The following is a 17,002-nucleotide window of genomic DNA, read 5'->3' on the forward strand; positions in this document are numbered from 1 at the left end:
GCTCCGACGACCGCTGACGATGACGTCAGGAGGCGGCGGCCACGGCGTGCGTGGCCCGCTGGGCGATCAGCTCAGCGAGGAGCGGGTGCGGGCCCAGGACCGGCGCGATCACCGTGGCCGCCGCCCCCTCGTCGCGAGTCCGGGTCGCGAAGAACCCCTCCGCGAGCAGGTAGGGCGAGACCGCGTCTCCCGGGCGTACGACCTCCACCGGTCGGTCCAGGGGACCCGCCAGCGCAGCCAACCGCACTTCACCGCTCCAGGCCTCGGCGAGGTGGTCCCGCGCCTGCTCCAGGTCGGCAACCGCCAGCCGGTCCCGGGAGCCGGCCGCCACCATCACGACGTCCTGGCCGGGCTCCGCGCCGGCGAGCAGGAGGCGTACGACCTGGACCCGGGCGAGCAGCGGGTCCGGCCCCAGCGGCGGAGCCATCGCCACCGGCGCGGGGCTGCCGTCGACGGCGGCGGGCAGGTCGTGCCGCACGTGAAAACCGGTGGAGAGCAGCAGCGGTACGACCGTGGTCGCCGCACCGCACTCGCGCATCACGTCGGTGAGGAGCGGCGCGCAGAGTTCGACGTACGACACCTGGGCCGGGACACCGAGCAGGTCGCCGGCCAGCTGGGTGAGCTCCGCGGCGACGTCGTTGCCGCTCGGGTGGCGGGTCCCGTGGGCCACGGTCACCAGTCGGGTCACCGGGCGGGTCACCGGCGACGCACCAACATCTTCAGGGGCGACGTCCATCAGGCGACCGCCAGTCGGTAGCCGCGTTTGATCACCGTCTGCACGCTACGGGTGCCCAGCGCGGCCCGCAGACGGGCCACCGCCATCTCGACAGCATGCTCCGAGCCGGCGCCGCCGCTGGGCAGCAGGGTCAGGAGCTCGGCGCGCGACACCACCTGCCCAGGGTTGGTGACCAGGGCGTTGAGCACCGCCAGCGGAGCACCGGAGAGGTGCACCTCGACCCCGTCCAGCAGGACCGCGTCGGCGTGCAACAACAAGGTGGCCCCGGTGGCCAGGTTGAGGGTGAAGCCCCGGCGTCGCAGGGGCAGCTCCGTCTCCAGCAGACGCACCATGGCGCCCAGGCGGGAGCGTTCGGGATAGACCGTCGGGACGCCCCAGAGCTCGAAGGCGGCCGCCGCGACGGGTCCGACGCAGCAGGCCAGGACGTCGGACTGGAAGGCGCTGACCACTTCGTCACGACGACCCGTGGAGCCGGCAGCCTCCATCAGTGAGGCGACCGCAGGAGCGGCGGTGAACGTGACGGCGTCCAGCGCGCCGGCGGCGATCTGGTCGATCAGCGCGAAGAGGGGGCCCGGGTCCTCGGCCCGTTCGACGCGATAGATGGCGACCGTCTCCACCTCGGCGCCCTGGCGACGCAGCGCGTGGGCGACCATCGACAGTGACTGGCCGTGCTCCTGGACGACGATCCGCTTGCCGGTGAGGTCTCGTCCCCGCAGGTGTGCGAGCACGTCGTCGAAGCACTCGGAGTCAGGGGCCCACAGCTCGCGCAGGCCGTTGCGGCGCAGCACCCCGACGCTCTTGGGGCCGCGCGCCAGGATCTCGGCGGAGGCCAGGTGGGCGACGAGGTCGTCGTACAAATCCCACTCGCGGGTCGCGTCGAACCAACCCTTCATCCCGACGCCGGTGGTGGCCAGGAAGAGGTCGGCCGGTTGGGCCAGGACGCGCGCCGTGGCGGCGCGCAGCTCGTCGGCGTCCACGTGGTTGGGGCTCTGCGAGAGCGCAGGGGCCCACACGACCTCGGCCCCTCGACGGGTGAAGAGTGCGGTCTGCTCCTCGACCTTGCGGGCGGCGGTGATGCCGACCCGGAAGCCCTCGAGCGGGCCGGGACCCTCGGCGTACGTCCGCACCAACTCGTCGGGGTCGCGGGGGCGCGCGGCGACTGAGCCCATCAACGTGCCCAGTGGCGTCACGTGCTCTCCCCTTCCGGAACGGACTTCTCCCCTCCGACCCACACCCGACCGTCCAGGACACGGACGTCGTACATCGTCAGACGGACCGATTCGTCATCGAGACACCGGCCCGTACGCAGGTCGAAGGCCTGCTTGTGCATCGGCGAGGCCACAAAGGGTACGTCGCCACGGGTGCCGACGATCCCTCGGGACATCACCGAGGCACGTGACCAAGGGTCGTAGTTGGAGGTTGCGTAGATGTTTCCTTCCCATGTCCGGAAGAGTGCAATCGCGCGGCCTCCCACCAGGGCGGCGACCCCACCCTCCAGCGGCACCTGGTCGACGCGGCAGACCTGAACCATCTCGCCCATCGCGTCCGACGCCCCCGTCGTGTCCCGCGTGTTCACCGTGCTCACGGCGTGGCTCCGGCCGGGGCACCGACACCGATCGAGGCACCCAGCAGCACCGGGCCCGTCGACTCCGCGGGGACGATCTGGTCGCGTGAGGTGTCGAAGGTGATGTGCGCATCGGGCACGTCCGGGGCGTTGACGAACGAGGTGAACCTCGCCAGCTTCTCGGGGTTGTCGAGGGTCGCCTTCCACTCGTCGAAGTAGCCGCCCACGTGCTTGGCCATCGCCGCCTCGAGCTCGGAGCCGAGACCGAGGGCGTCGTCGACGACGATCTCGCGGACCCGCTCGAGACCTCCCTCGAGTGAGTCGATCCAGGTCGACGTGCGCTGCAGCCGGTCGGCGGTGCGCACGTAGTACATGAGAAAGCGGTCGATGTAGCGCACCAAGGTCTCGTCGTCGAGGTCACTGGCCAGGAGCTGGGCGTGTGCGGGCACGGCGCCGCCGTTGCCACCCACGTACAGGTTCCAGCCCTTCTCGGTGGCGATGATCCCGAAGTCCTTGCCCCGGGCCTCGGCACACTCGCGGGCACAGCCCGATACGCCGCCCTTCAGCTTGTGCGGCGAACGCAGACCGCGGTAGCGCAGCTCCAGGTCGATCGCCATCGTCGTCGAGTCCTGCACCCCGAAGCGGCACCAGGTCGAGCCGACGCACGACTTCACGGTCCGCAGGGACTTGCCGTACGCGTGCCCCGACTCGAAGCCGGCGTCGACGAGGCGCTTCCAGATCACCGGAAGGTCCTCCATCCGGGCCCCGAAGAGGTCGATCCGCTGCCCGCCGGTGATCTTGGTGTAGAGCCCGTGGTCGCGGGCGACCTCGCCGATCACGATCAGCTTCTCCGGGGTGATCTCGCCGCCCGGGATCCGCGGCACGACCGAGTAGGAGCCGTTCTTCTGGATGTTGGCCAGGTAGCGGTCGTTGGTGTCCTGGAGGTTGACCGCGTCGTCGTCGAGCACGTGGTGGTTGAGCAGGCTGGCCAGGATCGAGGCGATCGCCGGCTTGCAGATCTCGCAGCCGCGCCCGCGGCCGTGGGCGGAGACGATCTCGTCGAAGCGGGTGTAGCCGTGCACGGCGACCAGGTCGAAGAGCTCGGCCCGGGTCATCGAGAAGTGCTCGCACAGCGACCGGTCGATCGTCCTGCCCACGGAGGCGAAGTGGTCCTCGACGATCTTCTTCACCAACGGCTTGCAGGAGCCGCACGTCGCGCCCGCTTTGGAGCAGGCGGTGACGCAGGCGGAGTCCGCGCACGGGTCGTCCTCGCGAGCCACCCGGTCGGTGATCTCCGCCTTGGTGACGTTGTTGCAGGAGCAGACCACGGCCTCGTCGGGCAGACCGACCTGCACGCTGGTGCCGCTGCTGGCGGGGAGGATCAGCTCCTCCGGGTTGTCGGGCAGCGCGAGCCCGGAGGCGGCCATCGGCCGCAGGATCCCGTACGCCGATGCGTCACCGACCAGGATCCCGCCCAGCAGCTTGGTGCCGCAGTCGCTGATGACCAGCTTCTTGTAGACCCCCGCCACGGCGTCGGAGTAGACGAGCTCGAGGCTGTCCGGGGTGGTCGCGAAGGCGTCACCGAAGGAGGCGACGTCGACGCCCATCAACTTGAGCTTGGTCGACATGTCGGCGCCGGTGAAGGTGCCGGGTCCCTCCAGGAGGGCGTCGGCGACGACCTCGGCCATCGCGTAGCCCGGGGCGACCAGGCCGTACATCTTGCCCGCCGGGGCGGCGCACTCGCCGATGGCGAAGACGTGGGGGTCGGAGGTGCGGCACTGCTCGTCGACCAGGACACCACCCCGCTCGGCGACCTCGAGGCCGGCAATGCACGCGAGGGCGTCGCGGGGGCGGATGCCAGCGGAGAAGACGACGACGTCGGCCGCGACCGGCTCGTCGCGGTCGGCAAGCTGGAGACCGCCTGCGCGGCCGTCGACCTCGACGACGCCCTTGGTCATGGCGCCGGCGTGGATGGTCAGGCCGAGCTTCTCGATGTGACGGCGCAGCATCGAGCCGCCGGCATCGTCGATCTGGACGGCCATCAAGCGCGGGGCCATCTCGACGACGTGGGTCTCCAGCCCGAGTTGGGCCAGCGCGTTGGCGGCCTCCAACCCGAGGAGTCCACCGCCGATCACGGCCCCGACCTTGGCGGTGGCCGCCGCGTCGCGGATCGCCTCGAGGTCATCGATGGTGCGGTAGACGAAGCAACCCGGCAGGTCGTGGCCCGGCACCGGCGGCACGAAGGGTGCCGCACCGGTGGCCAGCACGGCGGTGTCGTACGCGAGCACCTCCCCGTCGGCCAGCGTCACGGTCTGCGCGGCCGGGTCGAGCGCGGTGACCTCGACGCCGGTGACCAGGCGTACGCGGGGATCGTCGTAGACACCCTCGGGCAGCAGGGAGAGCGCGTCGGCGCCGACCTCGAAGAAGGACGTGAGGGCCACGCGGTCGTAGGCAGGTCGGGTCTCCTCGCCGACGACGACGACGTCGTGGGTCTCGGTGAGGCCGCGTTCGATGGCGGCCTGGACGAAGCGGTGGCCGACCATGCCGTGGCCGATGACCACGAGCCTCTTGCGTTGGTTCGTCATTGTCTGCTCCCTTGCTGGCGTGGGAACGACGCTAGGAAGGAGATGTTGTCGGCGACGTGACCTTGTGTAACGCCTTCGACAACACAACCTCACAATCTCTCAACCCATCCGCTCCCAGCGCTGCGCTGCGCTGCGCGGGACGCAGGGACACCCGCCACCATGTCGGAAACTCGCGGTCCCTTGAGCGTGGACCGAGCGTCAGATCGCGTGAGCTTCCGACGTGGTGGTCCTCTGCTCCAGCAGGCTGCACACCGCTTCGCGACATCCACCGCATCCGGTGGTCGCCCGCGTCGTCTCGACGACCTGCTCGAGCGAGGTGCAGGCACGGACCTCACCCACGGTGACTCCGGCGCAGCTGCAGATCTCCGACGAGTCGTGGAGCTGGAGCGGCGTGGTCGGCCGCGGGGGCAGCAGCAGGGCGCCCGGCTCGTCGTCACCCAGACGGGTGCCTCGGTCGTAGTGCTGGGTGATGAGCCCGACGTGACTGAGGTCGCCGACGAGCGTCGCGGCGACGATCACCCCGTGGCGGACGACCAGCTTGCGGTAGGTGCCGGCCAGTGGGTTGGAGACCTCGACCACCTCGGTCCCGGGCGCGCTCGTGGCCTCCTCGGGTTCACCGAGCACGGCCACGTCGAGTTCGGTGGCGCGCAGACGGGCGACGCTGCGGGAGCCGGCGTAGGTCCGTGGCTCCCCGGCGAGGATCTCGGCGAGCAGTTCGGCCTGCTCCCAGGCTGGGGCGACGAATCCGGTGGGCCGGCCCTGACCCTGGCCGTCGACGAACTCGGCGCAGTCCCCGATGGCGTGGATGCCGGCGTCGTCGACGGAGGCGAGGCGGTCGTCGACGACGACCCCGCGACGGATCGTGAGGCCGGCGTCGCGGGCCAGTGCCATCGCGGGGCGCCCCCCGGCGGTGAGCACGACGAGGTCGGCCGACAGCACGAAGCCGTTGTCGAGCACCAACCCCTCGTCGATCAGCCTGACCGCACGAGCCCCGGTGTAGACCGAGGTGCCGAGGCGGCGCAGGTCGCGGGCCAGCGCAGCCCCACCGGGGGCGGAGAGCTGACGAGCCATCAGGTGTTCGGCGCCTTCGACGATCTCGGTCTCCAGTCCGCGACCGGCGAGCGCGCGGGCCACCTGTAGCCCGAGGAGCCCTCCGCCCACCACGACGGCTCGGCGCGCATCGGGCAGCACCGCGCTCAGGTCGCGGCAGTCGGCGAGCGTCCGGAAGGCATGCACCTTGGGATGCAGGTTGCCGTGGGCGTCGACGATCCCGCGGATCGGTGGCAGCTTCGGGATCAGGCCGGTGGCGAGGACGAGGCGCTCCCAGTCGAGGCTGCTCTCCTCGCCCAGGTCGTCGACGAGGTCGACACGTCGCTGCTCGCGATCGATCCGCACCACTCGCACCCCGAGCCGCAGGTCGACGCCGCGCTCGGCGAACCACGCCGGGTCGCGCAGGGTGAGCGCACGCGCCGAGTGGGTGCCCTCCAGGACGGCGGAGAGCAGGATTCGGTTGTACGGCGCATGGTGCTCCTTGCCGAGCACCGTGACGCGGCTCCCCAGACCGCGGGCGACGAGGCCCTCGACCAGGCGGACCGCAGCCATCCCGGCGCCGACGACAACGATCCGGCCCCTGTCATCCCCACCGTCAGCTGAACTCATCGATGACCCCCCACTCGCAAGGCGGCTGCGCAGACCTTGAATTCTGGCATCCGGCTGCTCGGGTCGAGCGCGTCGTTCACGAGCCGGTTGACCCCTACCCAGTGGAAGGGCACGAAGACGGTGTCCTCGCGGATGGTGGTGACCACCCGGGCGGGGGCGCGCAGCTCCCCGCGCCGGGTGGAGAGGGTGACGAGGTTGCCGTCCTCGATGCCGAGCCGGAGCGCGACCAAGGGGTGCATCTCGACGAAGGCGCCCGTGTCGGGCAGGTCCTTGATCCGTCGGGTCTGGGCGCCGGACTGGTACTGCGCGAGCACCCGGCCGGTGGTCAGGTGCAGCGGATAGTCACTGTCGGTCGGCTCCGCGGGGCCGCGGTGCTCCACCACCTGGCAGCGGGCCCGACCGTCCGGGGTCCCGAAGGAGTCAGCGAAGAGCCGCGGCGTGCCCGGGTGTGGCTCGGCGTCGTCGGGGGTCGCGGGGCACGGCCAGAAGACACCGCGCTCGTCCCGGATCCGGTCGTAGGTGATCCCCGAGTAGTCGGCCGCTCCCCCGGCCGAGGCGCGTCCGAGCTCGGCGAAGACGGTCTCGGGGTCGGTCGGGAAGACGAGCTCCGAACCGAGGCGGGTGGCGAGCCCGGCGATCACGTCGAGGTCGCTGCGTACGCCCTCGGGCGGGGTGACCGCGCGCTGGCGCAGGATGACCCGACCCTCCAGGTTGGTCATCGTGCCGGTCTCCTCGGCCCACTGGGTGACCGGCAGGACGACGTCGGCCAGGGCAGCGGTCTCGCTGAGCACGATGTCGGCCACCACGAGCAGGTCCAGCGCCTCCAGGCGCTGGGTGATGAGTTCGGCGTTGGGGGCCGAGACGACGATGTTGGAGCCGAAGACGAGCAGGGCGCGGGAGCCCTCGTCGGTCCCGAGCGCCTCGAGCAACTCGTAGGCGGAGCGACCCTTGCCGGGGATCGACTCCGGCGTCACTCCCCAGACCTCGGCGACGTGCGCGCGGGCGACCGGGTCGTCGATCGAGCGGTATCCAGGCAGTTGGTCGGCCTTCTGACCGTGCTCGCGACCGCCCTGGCCGTTGCCCTGACCGGTGAGGCAGCCGTATCCGGCACCCGGGCGACCCGGGAGTCCCAGCGCGAGCGCGACGTTGATCCAGGCCAGCACGGTGTCGGTGCCCTGCGCGTGCTGCTCGGCCCCGCGGGCGGTGAGGATCATGGCCTTGGGGTGAGCGGCGAGCAGGTCGGCGAGCCGGCGTACGTCGTCGGCCGAGACCCCGGTGACCCGCTCGACCCGCTCGGGCCACCACGCGGCGACCGAGAGTCGTACGCCCTCGAAGCCGGTGGTGCGCTCGGCGAGGTAGTCCTCGTCGACGGCACCGACCGCCAGCAGGTGGTGCAGCACCCCGAGGGCCAACGCCAGGTCGGTGCCGGGGACGGGCTGCAGGGCGAGGTCGGCGCGCTCCGCGGTGGGCGTACGTCGGGGGTCGATGACCACGAGCTGCCCACCAGCTTCGCGGAGCCGGTCGAGGTGGCGGGCTGCGGGCGGCATCGTCTCGGCCATGTTGGAGCCGACGAGCACCACGACGTCGGCGGTCTCGATGTCGACGAGCGGGAACGGCAACCCCCGGTCCAACCCGAACGCCTTGTTGCTCGCGGCCGCGGCCGACGACATGCACCAGCGGCCGTTGTAGTCGATCTGGCTGCTGCGCAGGACGGTGCGGGTGAACTTGCCCAGCGCGTACGCCTTCTCGTTGGTCAGTCCCCCGCCGCCGAAGACGGCGATGGTGTCGGCGCCGGACTCGGCCTGGAGGGTGTCGATGCGTGAGGCGATGAGGTCGAGCGCCTCGTCCCACGAGGTGGCCCGGAACTCCCCGGTCGTGGTGTCCCGGACGAGCGGGGTGGTGAGGCGTTCGCGGTGACCCCGCAGCCCGGTGGCGGTGAGCCCCTTGCGGCACAGCGCCCCTTCGTTGACCGGGAACTCGGCCCACGGTGCGACGTTGAGGGTGCGCCCCACCCGCTCGAGCCGCATCCCGCACTGCAGTGAGCAGTAGGGGCAGTGGGTGGCGGTCCCAGTCGGGCTCCCGGTCGTGCTCCGGGTCCGTGGGGGCGCTGTGCCGGGCTGAGTCACCGTTCAGACTCCTGCCGGAGCGAGGCTCGGGAAGCGGGCGACCAGGATCGAGCGGCGCAGGTAGACCGCCCAGGTGACCGCTCCGCAGATGACGTAGAAGACCGCGAACACACCGAACGCGCTGCGCACCGCCGCGACCGGGTCCTCGACCCACGGGGCACCGAAGATCATCGGGATCAGGAAGCCGCCGATGGCGCCAACCGCCCCGATGATGCCGATGGCCGCCGAGGCGCTCTTGGTCGAGGAGATCAACGCTGCCACCTTGCCTTCGTGGGTGCCGTCGCAGGCCTCGAGGGCTTTCGTACGCCAGATGCTGGGGATCATCTTGTACGTCGAGCCGTTGCCGATGCCGGTGGCAGCGAAGACGAAGAGGAAGAAGGCCAGGAACGCCGGGAACCACGCCTGGTTGTCCAACGCGATGGCCGGGTCCGCGGTCGGGTTGGGAGTCAGCTGGGTCAGCGTCCACAGGACTCCGAGGGTGCCGACGGTCATCGCTCCGAAGACCGCGAGGGTCACGCGGGCACCGCCGAAGCGGTCCGCGAGCCAGCCGCCGAAGGGCCGGGTCAGCGACCCGACCAAGGCACCGAGGAAGGCGTAGTAGGCGAAGTTGATGCCGGTACCGGACGGTGCCGGGGTGGGCACGAAGAAGTTGAGCTTGATCAGCAGCGGCATCGCGGCGGAGTAGCCGATGAAGGAGCCGAAGGTGCCGATGTAGAGGAACGCCATGATCCAGGTGTGGCGCTGCTTGAGCACGGCGAGCTGCTCACGCGGCTTCGACTTCGCGGTGGCGAGGTTGTCCATGTAGCGCAGCGCGAGACCGGCCGCGACGAGGCTGAGCACGACGTACACCCAGCCGGCCCGCTCCAGGTGGAGGCCACCGTCGCTGGCCTTGACCAGGCCGAAGACCCCGGCACCGCCGACCACGACCGGCAGACCGAACTGGATCAGCGCGACCCCGAGGTTGCCGCCGGCGGCGTTGAGACCGAGCGCGGCGCCCTTCTTGGCCGAGGGGTAGAAGAAGTTGATGTTGGCCATCGAGGAGGCGAAGTTGCCACCACCGAAGCCAGCGGTCGCAGCGATCAGGCAGAACATCCAGTAGGGGGTGGTGGGGTTCTGCACGGCGACGATGAAGAGGCTGCTCGGGATCAGCAGGAGCAGCGCGGAGACGATCGTCCAGTTGCGGCCTCCGAAGAGCGGCACCGCGAGGGTGTAGGGCACCCGCAGCAGGGAGCCGACCAGGTTGGGCAGCGCGATCAGGAGGAAGAGCTGCGACGGGGTGAAGTCGAAGCCGCTGGCGATCAGGTAGGCCGACGAGACGCTCCAGATCAACCAGACCGAGAAGCCCAGGTGCTCGGCGAAGATCGAGACCCACAGGTTGCGGCGAGCCACCGACTGTCCGGTCTCCGCCCAGAAGGAGTCGTCCTCGGGACGCCAGTCCTCGATCCATCGTCCGGTACGGCGCCGGGGCGCTGCTGCGCGTGTCTGTGGTGCTGGGCTGGGTGATTCTGGGCTGGGTGATTCTGGGCTCATCGTCGGTGTGGTGCTCATCGGTCCCCTCCTCGTCAGTTCAGTGACTCAAAGGTGCGACGCGCGCGTTTCAGGTGGGCGGGCGGTGCTGCGACACAGTTGTGAACTTGTCCTCACAACCTCACGAGCTCCCCTCACCAACGTCTCGGGACGTCATCACGACTGGTTGCCCCACCGCCCGCTCGTGATGACGTCCGGGCGGTGGGCGGATGAGGCGACCGCTCACCGCAGCAGATGCGCCGTTGGGACGACCCCACCTACCCATGGGATGTGACGCGCAATACCTTTGGAGTGATCGCCCTCACAAGACACGTCGAAAGGGACTGCCCCCATGTCGGACGAGACCCTGTCCAACCTGATGCACGAGAACCGGCGCTTCGAGCCGCCGGCTGAGCTCGCTGCCAACGCCAACGTCACCGCGGAGGCCTACGAACGGGCCGCCGGCGACCGGGAGGCGTTCTGGGCCGAGGCCGCCGAGCGACTCGACTGGGGCCAGAAGTGGGACCAGGTCCTCGACTGGACCAACCCGCCCTTCGCGAAGTGGTTCACCGGCGCCACGATCAACGCGTCGGTCAACTGCGTGGACCGTCACGTGGAGGCCGGCCGTGGCGACAAGGTCGCGCTGCACTGGGTCGGCGAGCCGGCCGACGACACGCGTGACATCACGTACGCCCAGCTCCTCGACGAGGTCAGCCAGGCCGCCAACGCGCTCACCGAGCTCGGTGTGAAGAAGGGCGACCGCGTCGCCATCTACCTGCCGATGATCCCCGAGACCGTGGTCGCGATGCTGGCCTGCGCCCGCCTCGGCGCCCCGCACACCGTGGTCTTCGGCGGCTTCTCCTCCGACGCCCTGGCCTCACGCATCACCGACTGCGGCGCCAAGGTGGTCATCACCTCCGACGGCGGTTACCGCCGCGGCGCCCCCTCGGCCCTCAAGCCGGCCGTCGACGAGGCGGTGGAGAAGGTCCACGCCGCCGGCGAGGTCGAGGTCACCGCGGTGCTGGTGGTGAAGCGTACGAACCAGGACGTCGAGTGGCACGAGGGCCGTGACGTGTGGTGGCACGACGTCGTCGGCAACGCGTCCAAGGAGCACACCGCGGAGCTGCACGACTCCGAGCACCCGCTGTACGTCATGTACACCTCCGGCACGACGGGCAAGCCGAAGGGCATCCTGCACACCACCGGTGGCTACCTGGTCGGCACGTCGTACACGCACTGGTCGGTCTTCGACCTCAAGCCGGAGACCGACGTCTACTGGTGCACCGCCGACGTCGGCTGGGTGACCGGCCACTCCTACATGGTCTACGGTCCGCTCGCCAACGGCGCCACGCAGGTGATGTACGAGGGCACTCCCGACGCGCCGCACAAGGGCCGCTGGTGGGAGATCATCGAGAAGTACGGCGTGACGATCTTCTACACCGCGCCGACCGCGATCCGCACCTTCATGAAGCAGGGCTCGGACATCCCGGCGAAGTTCGACCTGTCGTCGATCCGCCTGCTCGGGTCGGTCGGTGAGTCGATCAACCCCGAGGCCTACATGTGGTACCGGGAGCACATCGGGGCCAACAAGGCTCCGATCGTCGACACCTGGTGGCAGACCGAGACCGGCCAGATCCTGCTCTCCCCGCTGCCCGGCGTCACCGCAGGCAAGCCCGGCTCCGCGATGAAGGCGCTGCCCGGCATCGTGGCCGACGTGGTCGACGACGAGGCCCACTCGGTGCCCAACGGTTCCGGCGGCTACCTCGTGCTCAAGGAGCCGTGGCCGGCGATGCTGCGCACCATCTGGGGCGACGACCAGCGCTTCATCGACACCTACTGGTCGCGCTGGCAGGGGCTGTACTTCGCCGGTGACGGTGCGAAGAAGGACGAGGACGGCGACATCTGGCTGCTCGGCCGCGTCGACGACGTGATGAACGTGTCGGGCCACCGCCTCTCCACCACCGAGATCGAGTCGGCCCTGGTCTCGCACCCGAAGGTCGCCGAGGCCGCCGTCGTGGGCGCCGCCGACGACATGACCGGTCAGGCCGTGTGTGCCTTCGTGATCCTGCGCGACAACGCGGGTGACGGTGGGGCAGACATCATCCAGGAGCTGCGTACGCACGTGGCCAAGGAGATCGGTGCTATCGCCAAGCCGCGCCAGATCATGGTGGTGCCCGAGCTGCCCAAGACCCGCTCAGGCAAGATCATGCGCCGCCTGCTCAAGGACGTCGCCGAAGGTCGCGACGTCGGTGACGTGACGACGCTGGCGGACTCGAGCGTGATGGACCTGATCAAGGCCCGCGAGGACGCCGCGCAGAAGGCCTGACCCGCTGCTCCGTACGTTCGACGGCCGCGTCCCGGAAGGGGCGCGGCCTTCGTACGTCCAGGGTCACGCCCGTGCCGGGGCACCCTCGAGACTCAGGAGGCGGGTGGGCGTCGACGGACCTTGAGGACACAGAACCGGAGACCGAGCCCGAACACGACCAGTCCCGTGCCCACCGCCACCGGTGTGACCCAGGGCTGCTGCGTTGCGCTGTCCCCGATCCCCAGGGGCGCAGCACCGAGGATGACGGCGAGGACCATCACGGCCATGGCGGCCACGTACCCGGCCGCGGCGCTCACGGCCACGCCGACGACCAGCAACAGTGCCCGCGCCCAGGTCGGCTGACTGCTTGCGCCCTCGGTGGAGCTGTTCAGCGAAGTACCCATGTCTGCATGCTCCTCCTGGAGCTGGACCGGCGCACGTCCGGGGACATGAACTGCCTCGATGATGGGTACCAGTTCTTCATGTACTCCCGCGTGTGGCGCGTCTGCGTCGTCGCCGGGGTGAGCATCGGACTGTTTCGGCTGTTCTTCCTCCACCCCGGGACGACGGCGCTGCTCGTGCCCGTGGCCGCGGCGTACCTCCTGGTCCTGGTGCGGGTGTGGCACTGGACCTTCACGTCAGAGTCCGACGAGCCAACCACGCCCCCTCCGGCGCCGCGCGCCATCTTCGTGGGCACGCTCATCGGGTTCGGCGTGATCGGTCTGGTGCACCTAGATGCCCTGCTGGGGCTCACCCTCCTGGTCGTCGGCACACTCACCTCGCCGGGGCTCTTGCGTCGGCTCACCGGGAGCTGCTGGATCGCCACGGACGCTCCGGCCGCTGACGAGGGGCACGAGGTGCGTTCCCAGCTGGACGCAGGTCTCGCCGCACTCGACGACAAGGAACTGTGTCGCAGGTGGCGGGAGAGCTACGTGGAGTTGGCGGTGGCCGACCCGGACCGACGCTGGCTGGTGGCGCAGTTGCGGGCCGCCTACCTGGACGAGATGACGCGGCGGCACCCCCGTGCGATGAGCGCCTGGTTGGCCGACGGCTGTCGCGCCTGGGCCAGCCCGGAGGCGTACTTCAAGGACTCCGCCTGAGCGTGGTCAGCCACGCAGCAGCGGCAGCAACTCCGTGGCCGCAAGGTCCAGGAACTCCTCCTGGTACTGGTCTCCGACCTGCACGAGTGCCAGGTCCGTGAACCCAGCCTCGGCGTACTGCTTCACCTGGGCCGCGATCTTCTCGAGGTCAGGACCGCACGCGATGGTCTCGGCCACGTCCTCGGGCCGGACCGAGCTGGTCGCCTCTGCGAATGCCGCCGGCCCTGGCAGCTCGGCGTTGACGCTCCACCCCGAGCCGGACCACCGGAACTGGTCGTGGGCCAGCTCGACCGCCTCCTGCTCCGACGGCGCCCAGCAGACGGGCAGTTGTCCGATCTTCCTGCCGGATGATCCGCCACGCTCGCGGTCCCACGTGTCCAAGAGCTCGGCATCGGGAACCACCGCGACCATGTCGTCCACCATCGTGGCGAACCGTTCGATCCCTCGCGGACCGGAGATCGCCGCCGCGATCGGCAGCCGGTCCTCGGGCAGGTCCCACAGCTTGGCCTCGTGGACCTCGAAGTGCTGACCGTCGAAGTTCACGGTCTCCCCGGCCAGCAGCGGGGAGATGATCTCGATGGCCTCCACGAGCATGTCCTGGCGCACCTTGGCCGCGGGCCACGGCCCCACGACGTGCTCGTTCAGGTTCTCCCCCGACCCGAGCCCCAGGGTGAAGCGTCCTTCGCTGAGGACCCCCATGGTCGCCGCCTTCTGGGCGACCACGGCGGGGTGGTAGCGACGTGTCGGGCAGGTCACGAACGTCATCAGCCCGACTCTGCTCGTCACCTGGGAGACCGCGCCCAGCATGCTCCACGCGTACGGGGAGTGGCCTTGCGAGGCCAGCCACGGGAAGTAGTGGTCACTGCTCACCAGGAAGTCGAAGCCGACCTCCTCGGCGCGTGCGGCGTACCGGACCAATTCGCGCGGGCCGGACTGTTCGGTCATCAACGTGTATCCGAGTTCCATGGGAGGCAGGTACCCACCCAGCCGCGCTCGTACACGCTGGACTCGACAGTTGCGGACAGGGCGGAGGGTGCGCCAAGGTCGCAGACACGAAGAAGAAGTGACGAGCGAGGGAGCGGCGATGGCCGAGAATGCGACACGACGGCAGCAACGCAAGCAGAGACTCGTCAACGCCTTCCAGCGCTACCTGGCCAACCCGGTCGTGAAGTTGATCGCCGGGCGCGTCCCGGGGGCCCCTGTCCTCCTGGAGACCATCGGCCGCAAGAGCGGGGAGCCGCGTCGCAACCCGGTGGGCGGGAGCCTGGTGGGCGACTCGTTCTGGCTGGTCTCCGAGCACGGGACGCGCTCGCAGTACGTCAAGAACCTCGTCGCGGACCCCCACGTCCGGTTGCGGATCCGCGGGCGGTGGCGCACCGGCCATGCGCATCCCTTGCCGGACGACGACCCTCGGGCCCGGCTGCGCAGCCTGCCGCGGGGCAACAGCTCCGCGGTCCGCGCGATGGGGACGAACCTGCTGACCATCCGCATCGACCTGGATCCCCTTACCGACCCGATGAACACCCGGGTCGGCGCATCTCACCCCAGGGTGGAGTTCCCGCGCGGCCCGTAGGCTCGTCCCGCCACACATTCCCCGATGGCTCACCGCCGACTCCCCGGCCCAGGAGGCCCCGTGTCCCGCACAGCCACCAAGATCCGGACGATGCTTCCCAGCCCGGCCCGCTCCGCGATCGGCGCCACGATCGCCGGCGGCGTGCTGACCGGTCTCTCCACAGCGCCCGAGCGAGTGGGCCGGCTCTTCCGGCGCCGCTTCCCAACGGTCGCGGTGACCGGGATGACCGGCGTCGGCAAGTCCCAGTTGGCTGACCGACTCGCCCGACGTACGTCCGGGGCCGGGGTCGCCGAGGTCGGCTCGGCGGTGATGGAGCGCCGTACGCGTCGTTCGGCGAAGTTGCGCGGGTTCCGTTTCCTGGTGGTGCCCGGCGACAACGCAGCCACCCGGCTCGGCGCCCTGGACGAGGTCTTCCACGACGAGCCGGTGGACGGCGTGATCCATGTGGTCGCCAACGGCTACGCCACGCCACGGCGTACGGCGGGCACCACCGGCACCGCGACCGCGACCCGTGAGGAGCAGTTGGCCGCCGAGCTGGAGGACTGGGCGATCACCTCGCACCTGATCGCGTCGATGGCGGTGCGCCGCGACAAGCCGGTCTGGCTCGTGATCGCCGTGACCAAGGCCGACCTGTATGCCAACGAGCTGGACGAGGTCGTGCGGTCCTACTCACCCGGCAGCGGCACCCCGTTCGGCAACAAGATCGATGAGTTGCGGGCCCTGGCCGGCGGCGCACGGCTCTCGGTCGACGTGCTCCCGGTCTCCAGCCATGGCGGTGAGCGCACGTCGGCGATCTCCGCCAAGGAGGCCAGCGCCATGGTCGATGCCCTCGCGGAGCGACTGGCCCAGCTCAGCGGTCATGTCTGAGCCGGGTACGCGCGCGGCCGGCGGCGTGCCCGCTGACGGCGCCTCGCCGGAAGCGAAGGTCCCGCCGGAGCTGGTGCAGGGGTACGCCCTCATCGAGCTGCCCTTCGAGGCGGCCTGCGAAGTGGCGCGTGAGGCGCTGGTCCCGAGGGCGCGCGTCGTCGCGCGCTCGCGGTGGCTACGCCGCTCCGAACCGGAGAGTGTGGTGGCACGTGATCTCGACACGGCCGCTGGGGCGATCGAGGCGATGGACTTCGTCACCTACCCGGCCAACACCTACCTGCTCTTCGGAGTCAACGAGCGCTGGACCGCGCTGGTGACGAACACCAGGGGTGGTTCCTCGGTCCCTGACGAGGCCCGCTGGATGGCCGAACGGACCGACGCGACCGTGCTTCGAGTGGTCGACTCTCCTCCGTCGTGGGTCATCACGCCGACCGGGTTCAAGGTCAGGATGAGCCACGAGGCACGCATCTTTGAGTTGTACCGGGACGGCGAACACCGCAGGGCCATCAGCAGCGCCGACGACGGCGGCCGGTCGACGCACGACGTCGTCGGCGATCCCCTGCCCATCGAGGCGACCTTCAACGTGACGGCCCGGCGCAAGTTGGACCGCTTCACCTCCGACGACCTCGCTCGCCTGCTCGAGTCGTTGGGCGCGGCGTCAGTCACCGCCGAGACGTTGCTGGCTGCTCCCCGCTACCGAGTGCTGCGCGTGGACCGGGAGGTCCACTCCGAAGGGCCCCGCGCGGAGGAGCAGAGTCCTGCGGCCGATTACTTTCGTCGCGGGCAGAAATGGCTCCCGGCCATGTCGACCCAAGCCAGCAGCGTCGCCCTCGACTTCACGAAGGCAACGCTGCTGGACCCGGCGTACGCCGAGCGGTGCGCCGACCCCCTCGCCCGGGCCCGTGAGGTCCTGGGGGATGAGGAGTTCGACCGTCTGGCTGCAGAGGCACGCGGCCAGCTCGAGGCTGGTCGCGGCTGAGT

14 protein-coding genes are annotated in these 17,002 nt (G+C 70.2%); 5 read left to right on the forward strand and 9 right to left on the reverse strand.

The annotated features are described in order from the left end of the window. Positions 1–25 precede the first annotated feature (25 nt). From DNK52_RS11525 to DNK52_RS11555, 7 genes are all read right to left on the reverse strand, one after another. The gene (locus DNK52_RS11525) at positions 26–700 is read right to left on the reverse strand and encodes a sirohydrochlorin chelatase (protein ID WP_162598740.1); all 675 of its coding nucleotides are present in this window, start codon (positions 698–700) and stop codon (positions 26–28) included. 35 nt (positions 701–735) lie between these two features. Next, positions 736–1,926, reverse strand: a complete 1,191-nt coding sequence (locus tag DNK52_RS11530; RefSeq protein WP_239455514.1) for a uroporphyrinogen-III synthase — start codon at positions 1,924–1,926, stop codon at positions 736–738. Further along, positions 1,923–2,321, reverse strand: a complete 399-nt coding sequence (gene nirD, locus DNK52_RS11535; RefSeq protein ID WP_338036728.1) for a nitrite reductase small subunit NirD — start codon at positions 2,319–2,321, stop codon at positions 1,923–1,925. Before nirD ends, DNK52_RS11530 begins: the two co-directional genes overlap by 4 nt. Continuing rightward, positions 2,318–4,885 (reverse strand): nitrite reductase large subunit NirB, encoded by a 2,568-nt coding sequence (nirB, locus tag DNK52_RS11540; protein WP_110241118.1) that lies wholly within the window; start codon positions 4,883–4,885, stop codon positions 2,318–2,320. Before nirB ends, nirD begins: the two co-directional genes overlap by 4 nt. 198 nt (positions 4,886–5,083) lie before the next feature. Next, complete coding sequence (locus DNK52_RS11545; protein ID WP_110241119.1) at positions 5,084–6,544, reverse strand: FAD-dependent oxidoreductase; 1,461 nt, start codon at positions 6,542–6,544, stop codon at positions 5,084–5,086. Continuing rightward, positions 6,541–8,670, reverse strand: a complete 2,130-nt coding sequence (locus tag DNK52_RS11550; RefSeq protein WP_275426150.1) for a molybdopterin oxidoreductase family protein — start codon at positions 8,668–8,670, stop codon at positions 6,541–6,543. Before DNK52_RS11550 ends, DNK52_RS11545 begins: the two co-directional genes overlap by 4 nt. A 3-nt stretch (positions 8,671–8,673) precedes the next feature. Then, positions 8,674–10,218 (reverse strand): MFS transporter, encoded by a 1,545-nt coding sequence (locus DNK52_RS11555; protein ID WP_239455515.1) that lies wholly within the window; start codon positions 10,216–10,218, stop codon positions 8,674–8,676. 310 nt (positions 10,219–10,528) lie between these two features. Here DNK52_RS11555 and acs point away from each other — a divergent pair, with 310 nt between their 5' ends. After that, on the forward strand, positions 10,529–12,502 hold the full coding sequence (acs, locus tag DNK52_RS11560) for an acetate--CoA ligase (protein ID WP_110241121.1): 1,974 nt from the start codon (positions 10,529–10,531) through the stop codon (positions 12,500–12,502). 92 nt (positions 12,503–12,594) lie between these two features. Here the strand turns inward: acs and DNK52_RS11565 are convergent, their stop codons facing one another. Further along, positions 12,595–12,885 carry a hypothetical protein gene (locus DNK52_RS11565; RefSeq protein WP_110241122.1) on the reverse strand — a complete coding sequence of 97 codons (291 nt, stop codon included), beginning with the start codon at positions 12,883–12,885 and terminating at the stop codon, positions 12,595–12,597. Positions 12,886–12,891: 6 nt separating this feature from the next. On the opposite strand from DNK52_RS11565, the gene DNK52_RS11570 reads away from it, so the two are divergent. After that, entirely contained in the window at positions 12,892–13,581 is a 690-nt protein-coding gene (locus tag DNK52_RS11570; protein ID WP_110241123.1) for a hypothetical protein, read from the forward strand. A 6-nt stretch (positions 13,582–13,587) separates the two neighbouring features. Here the strand turns inward: DNK52_RS11570 and DNK52_RS11575 are convergent, their stop codons facing one another. Next, on the reverse strand, positions 13,588–14,547 hold the full coding sequence (locus DNK52_RS11575; RefSeq protein WP_110241124.1) for a TIGR03557 family F420-dependent LLM class oxidoreductase: 960 nt from the start codon (positions 14,545–14,547) through the stop codon (positions 13,588–13,590). A gap of 118 nt (positions 14,548–14,665) precedes the next feature. Between DNK52_RS11575 and DNK52_RS11580 the strand changes: the two genes are divergently transcribed. From DNK52_RS11580 to DNK52_RS11590, 3 genes are read left to right on the forward strand one after another with little or no spacing between them, the layout of a single operon-like run. Next, entirely contained in the window at positions 14,666–15,154 is a 489-nt protein-coding gene (locus DNK52_RS11580) for a nitroreductase/quinone reductase family protein (protein WP_110241231.1), read from the forward strand. A 60-nt stretch (positions 15,155–15,214) separates the two neighbouring features. Continuing rightward, positions 15,215–16,021: a GTPase domain-containing protein gene (locus DNK52_RS11585; protein ID WP_204163496.1), complete on the forward strand. Its 807-nt coding sequence runs from the start codon at positions 15,215–15,217 to the stop codon at positions 16,019–16,021. Beyond that, the gene (locus DNK52_RS11590) at positions 16,014–17,000 is read left to right on the forward strand and encodes a hypothetical protein (RefSeq protein ID WP_162598741.1); all 987 of its coding nucleotides are present in this window, start codon (positions 16,014–16,016) and stop codon (positions 16,998–17,000) included. Before DNK52_RS11585 ends, DNK52_RS11590 begins: the two co-directional genes overlap by 8 nt. The last annotated feature ends 2 nt before the right edge of the window (positions 17,001–17,002 follow it).

Source organism: Nocardioides gilvus (assembly GCF_003194605.1).
Classification (GTDB): domain Bacteria; phylum Actinomycetota; class Actinomycetes; order Propionibacteriales; family Nocardioidaceae; genus Nocardioides; species Nocardioides gilvus.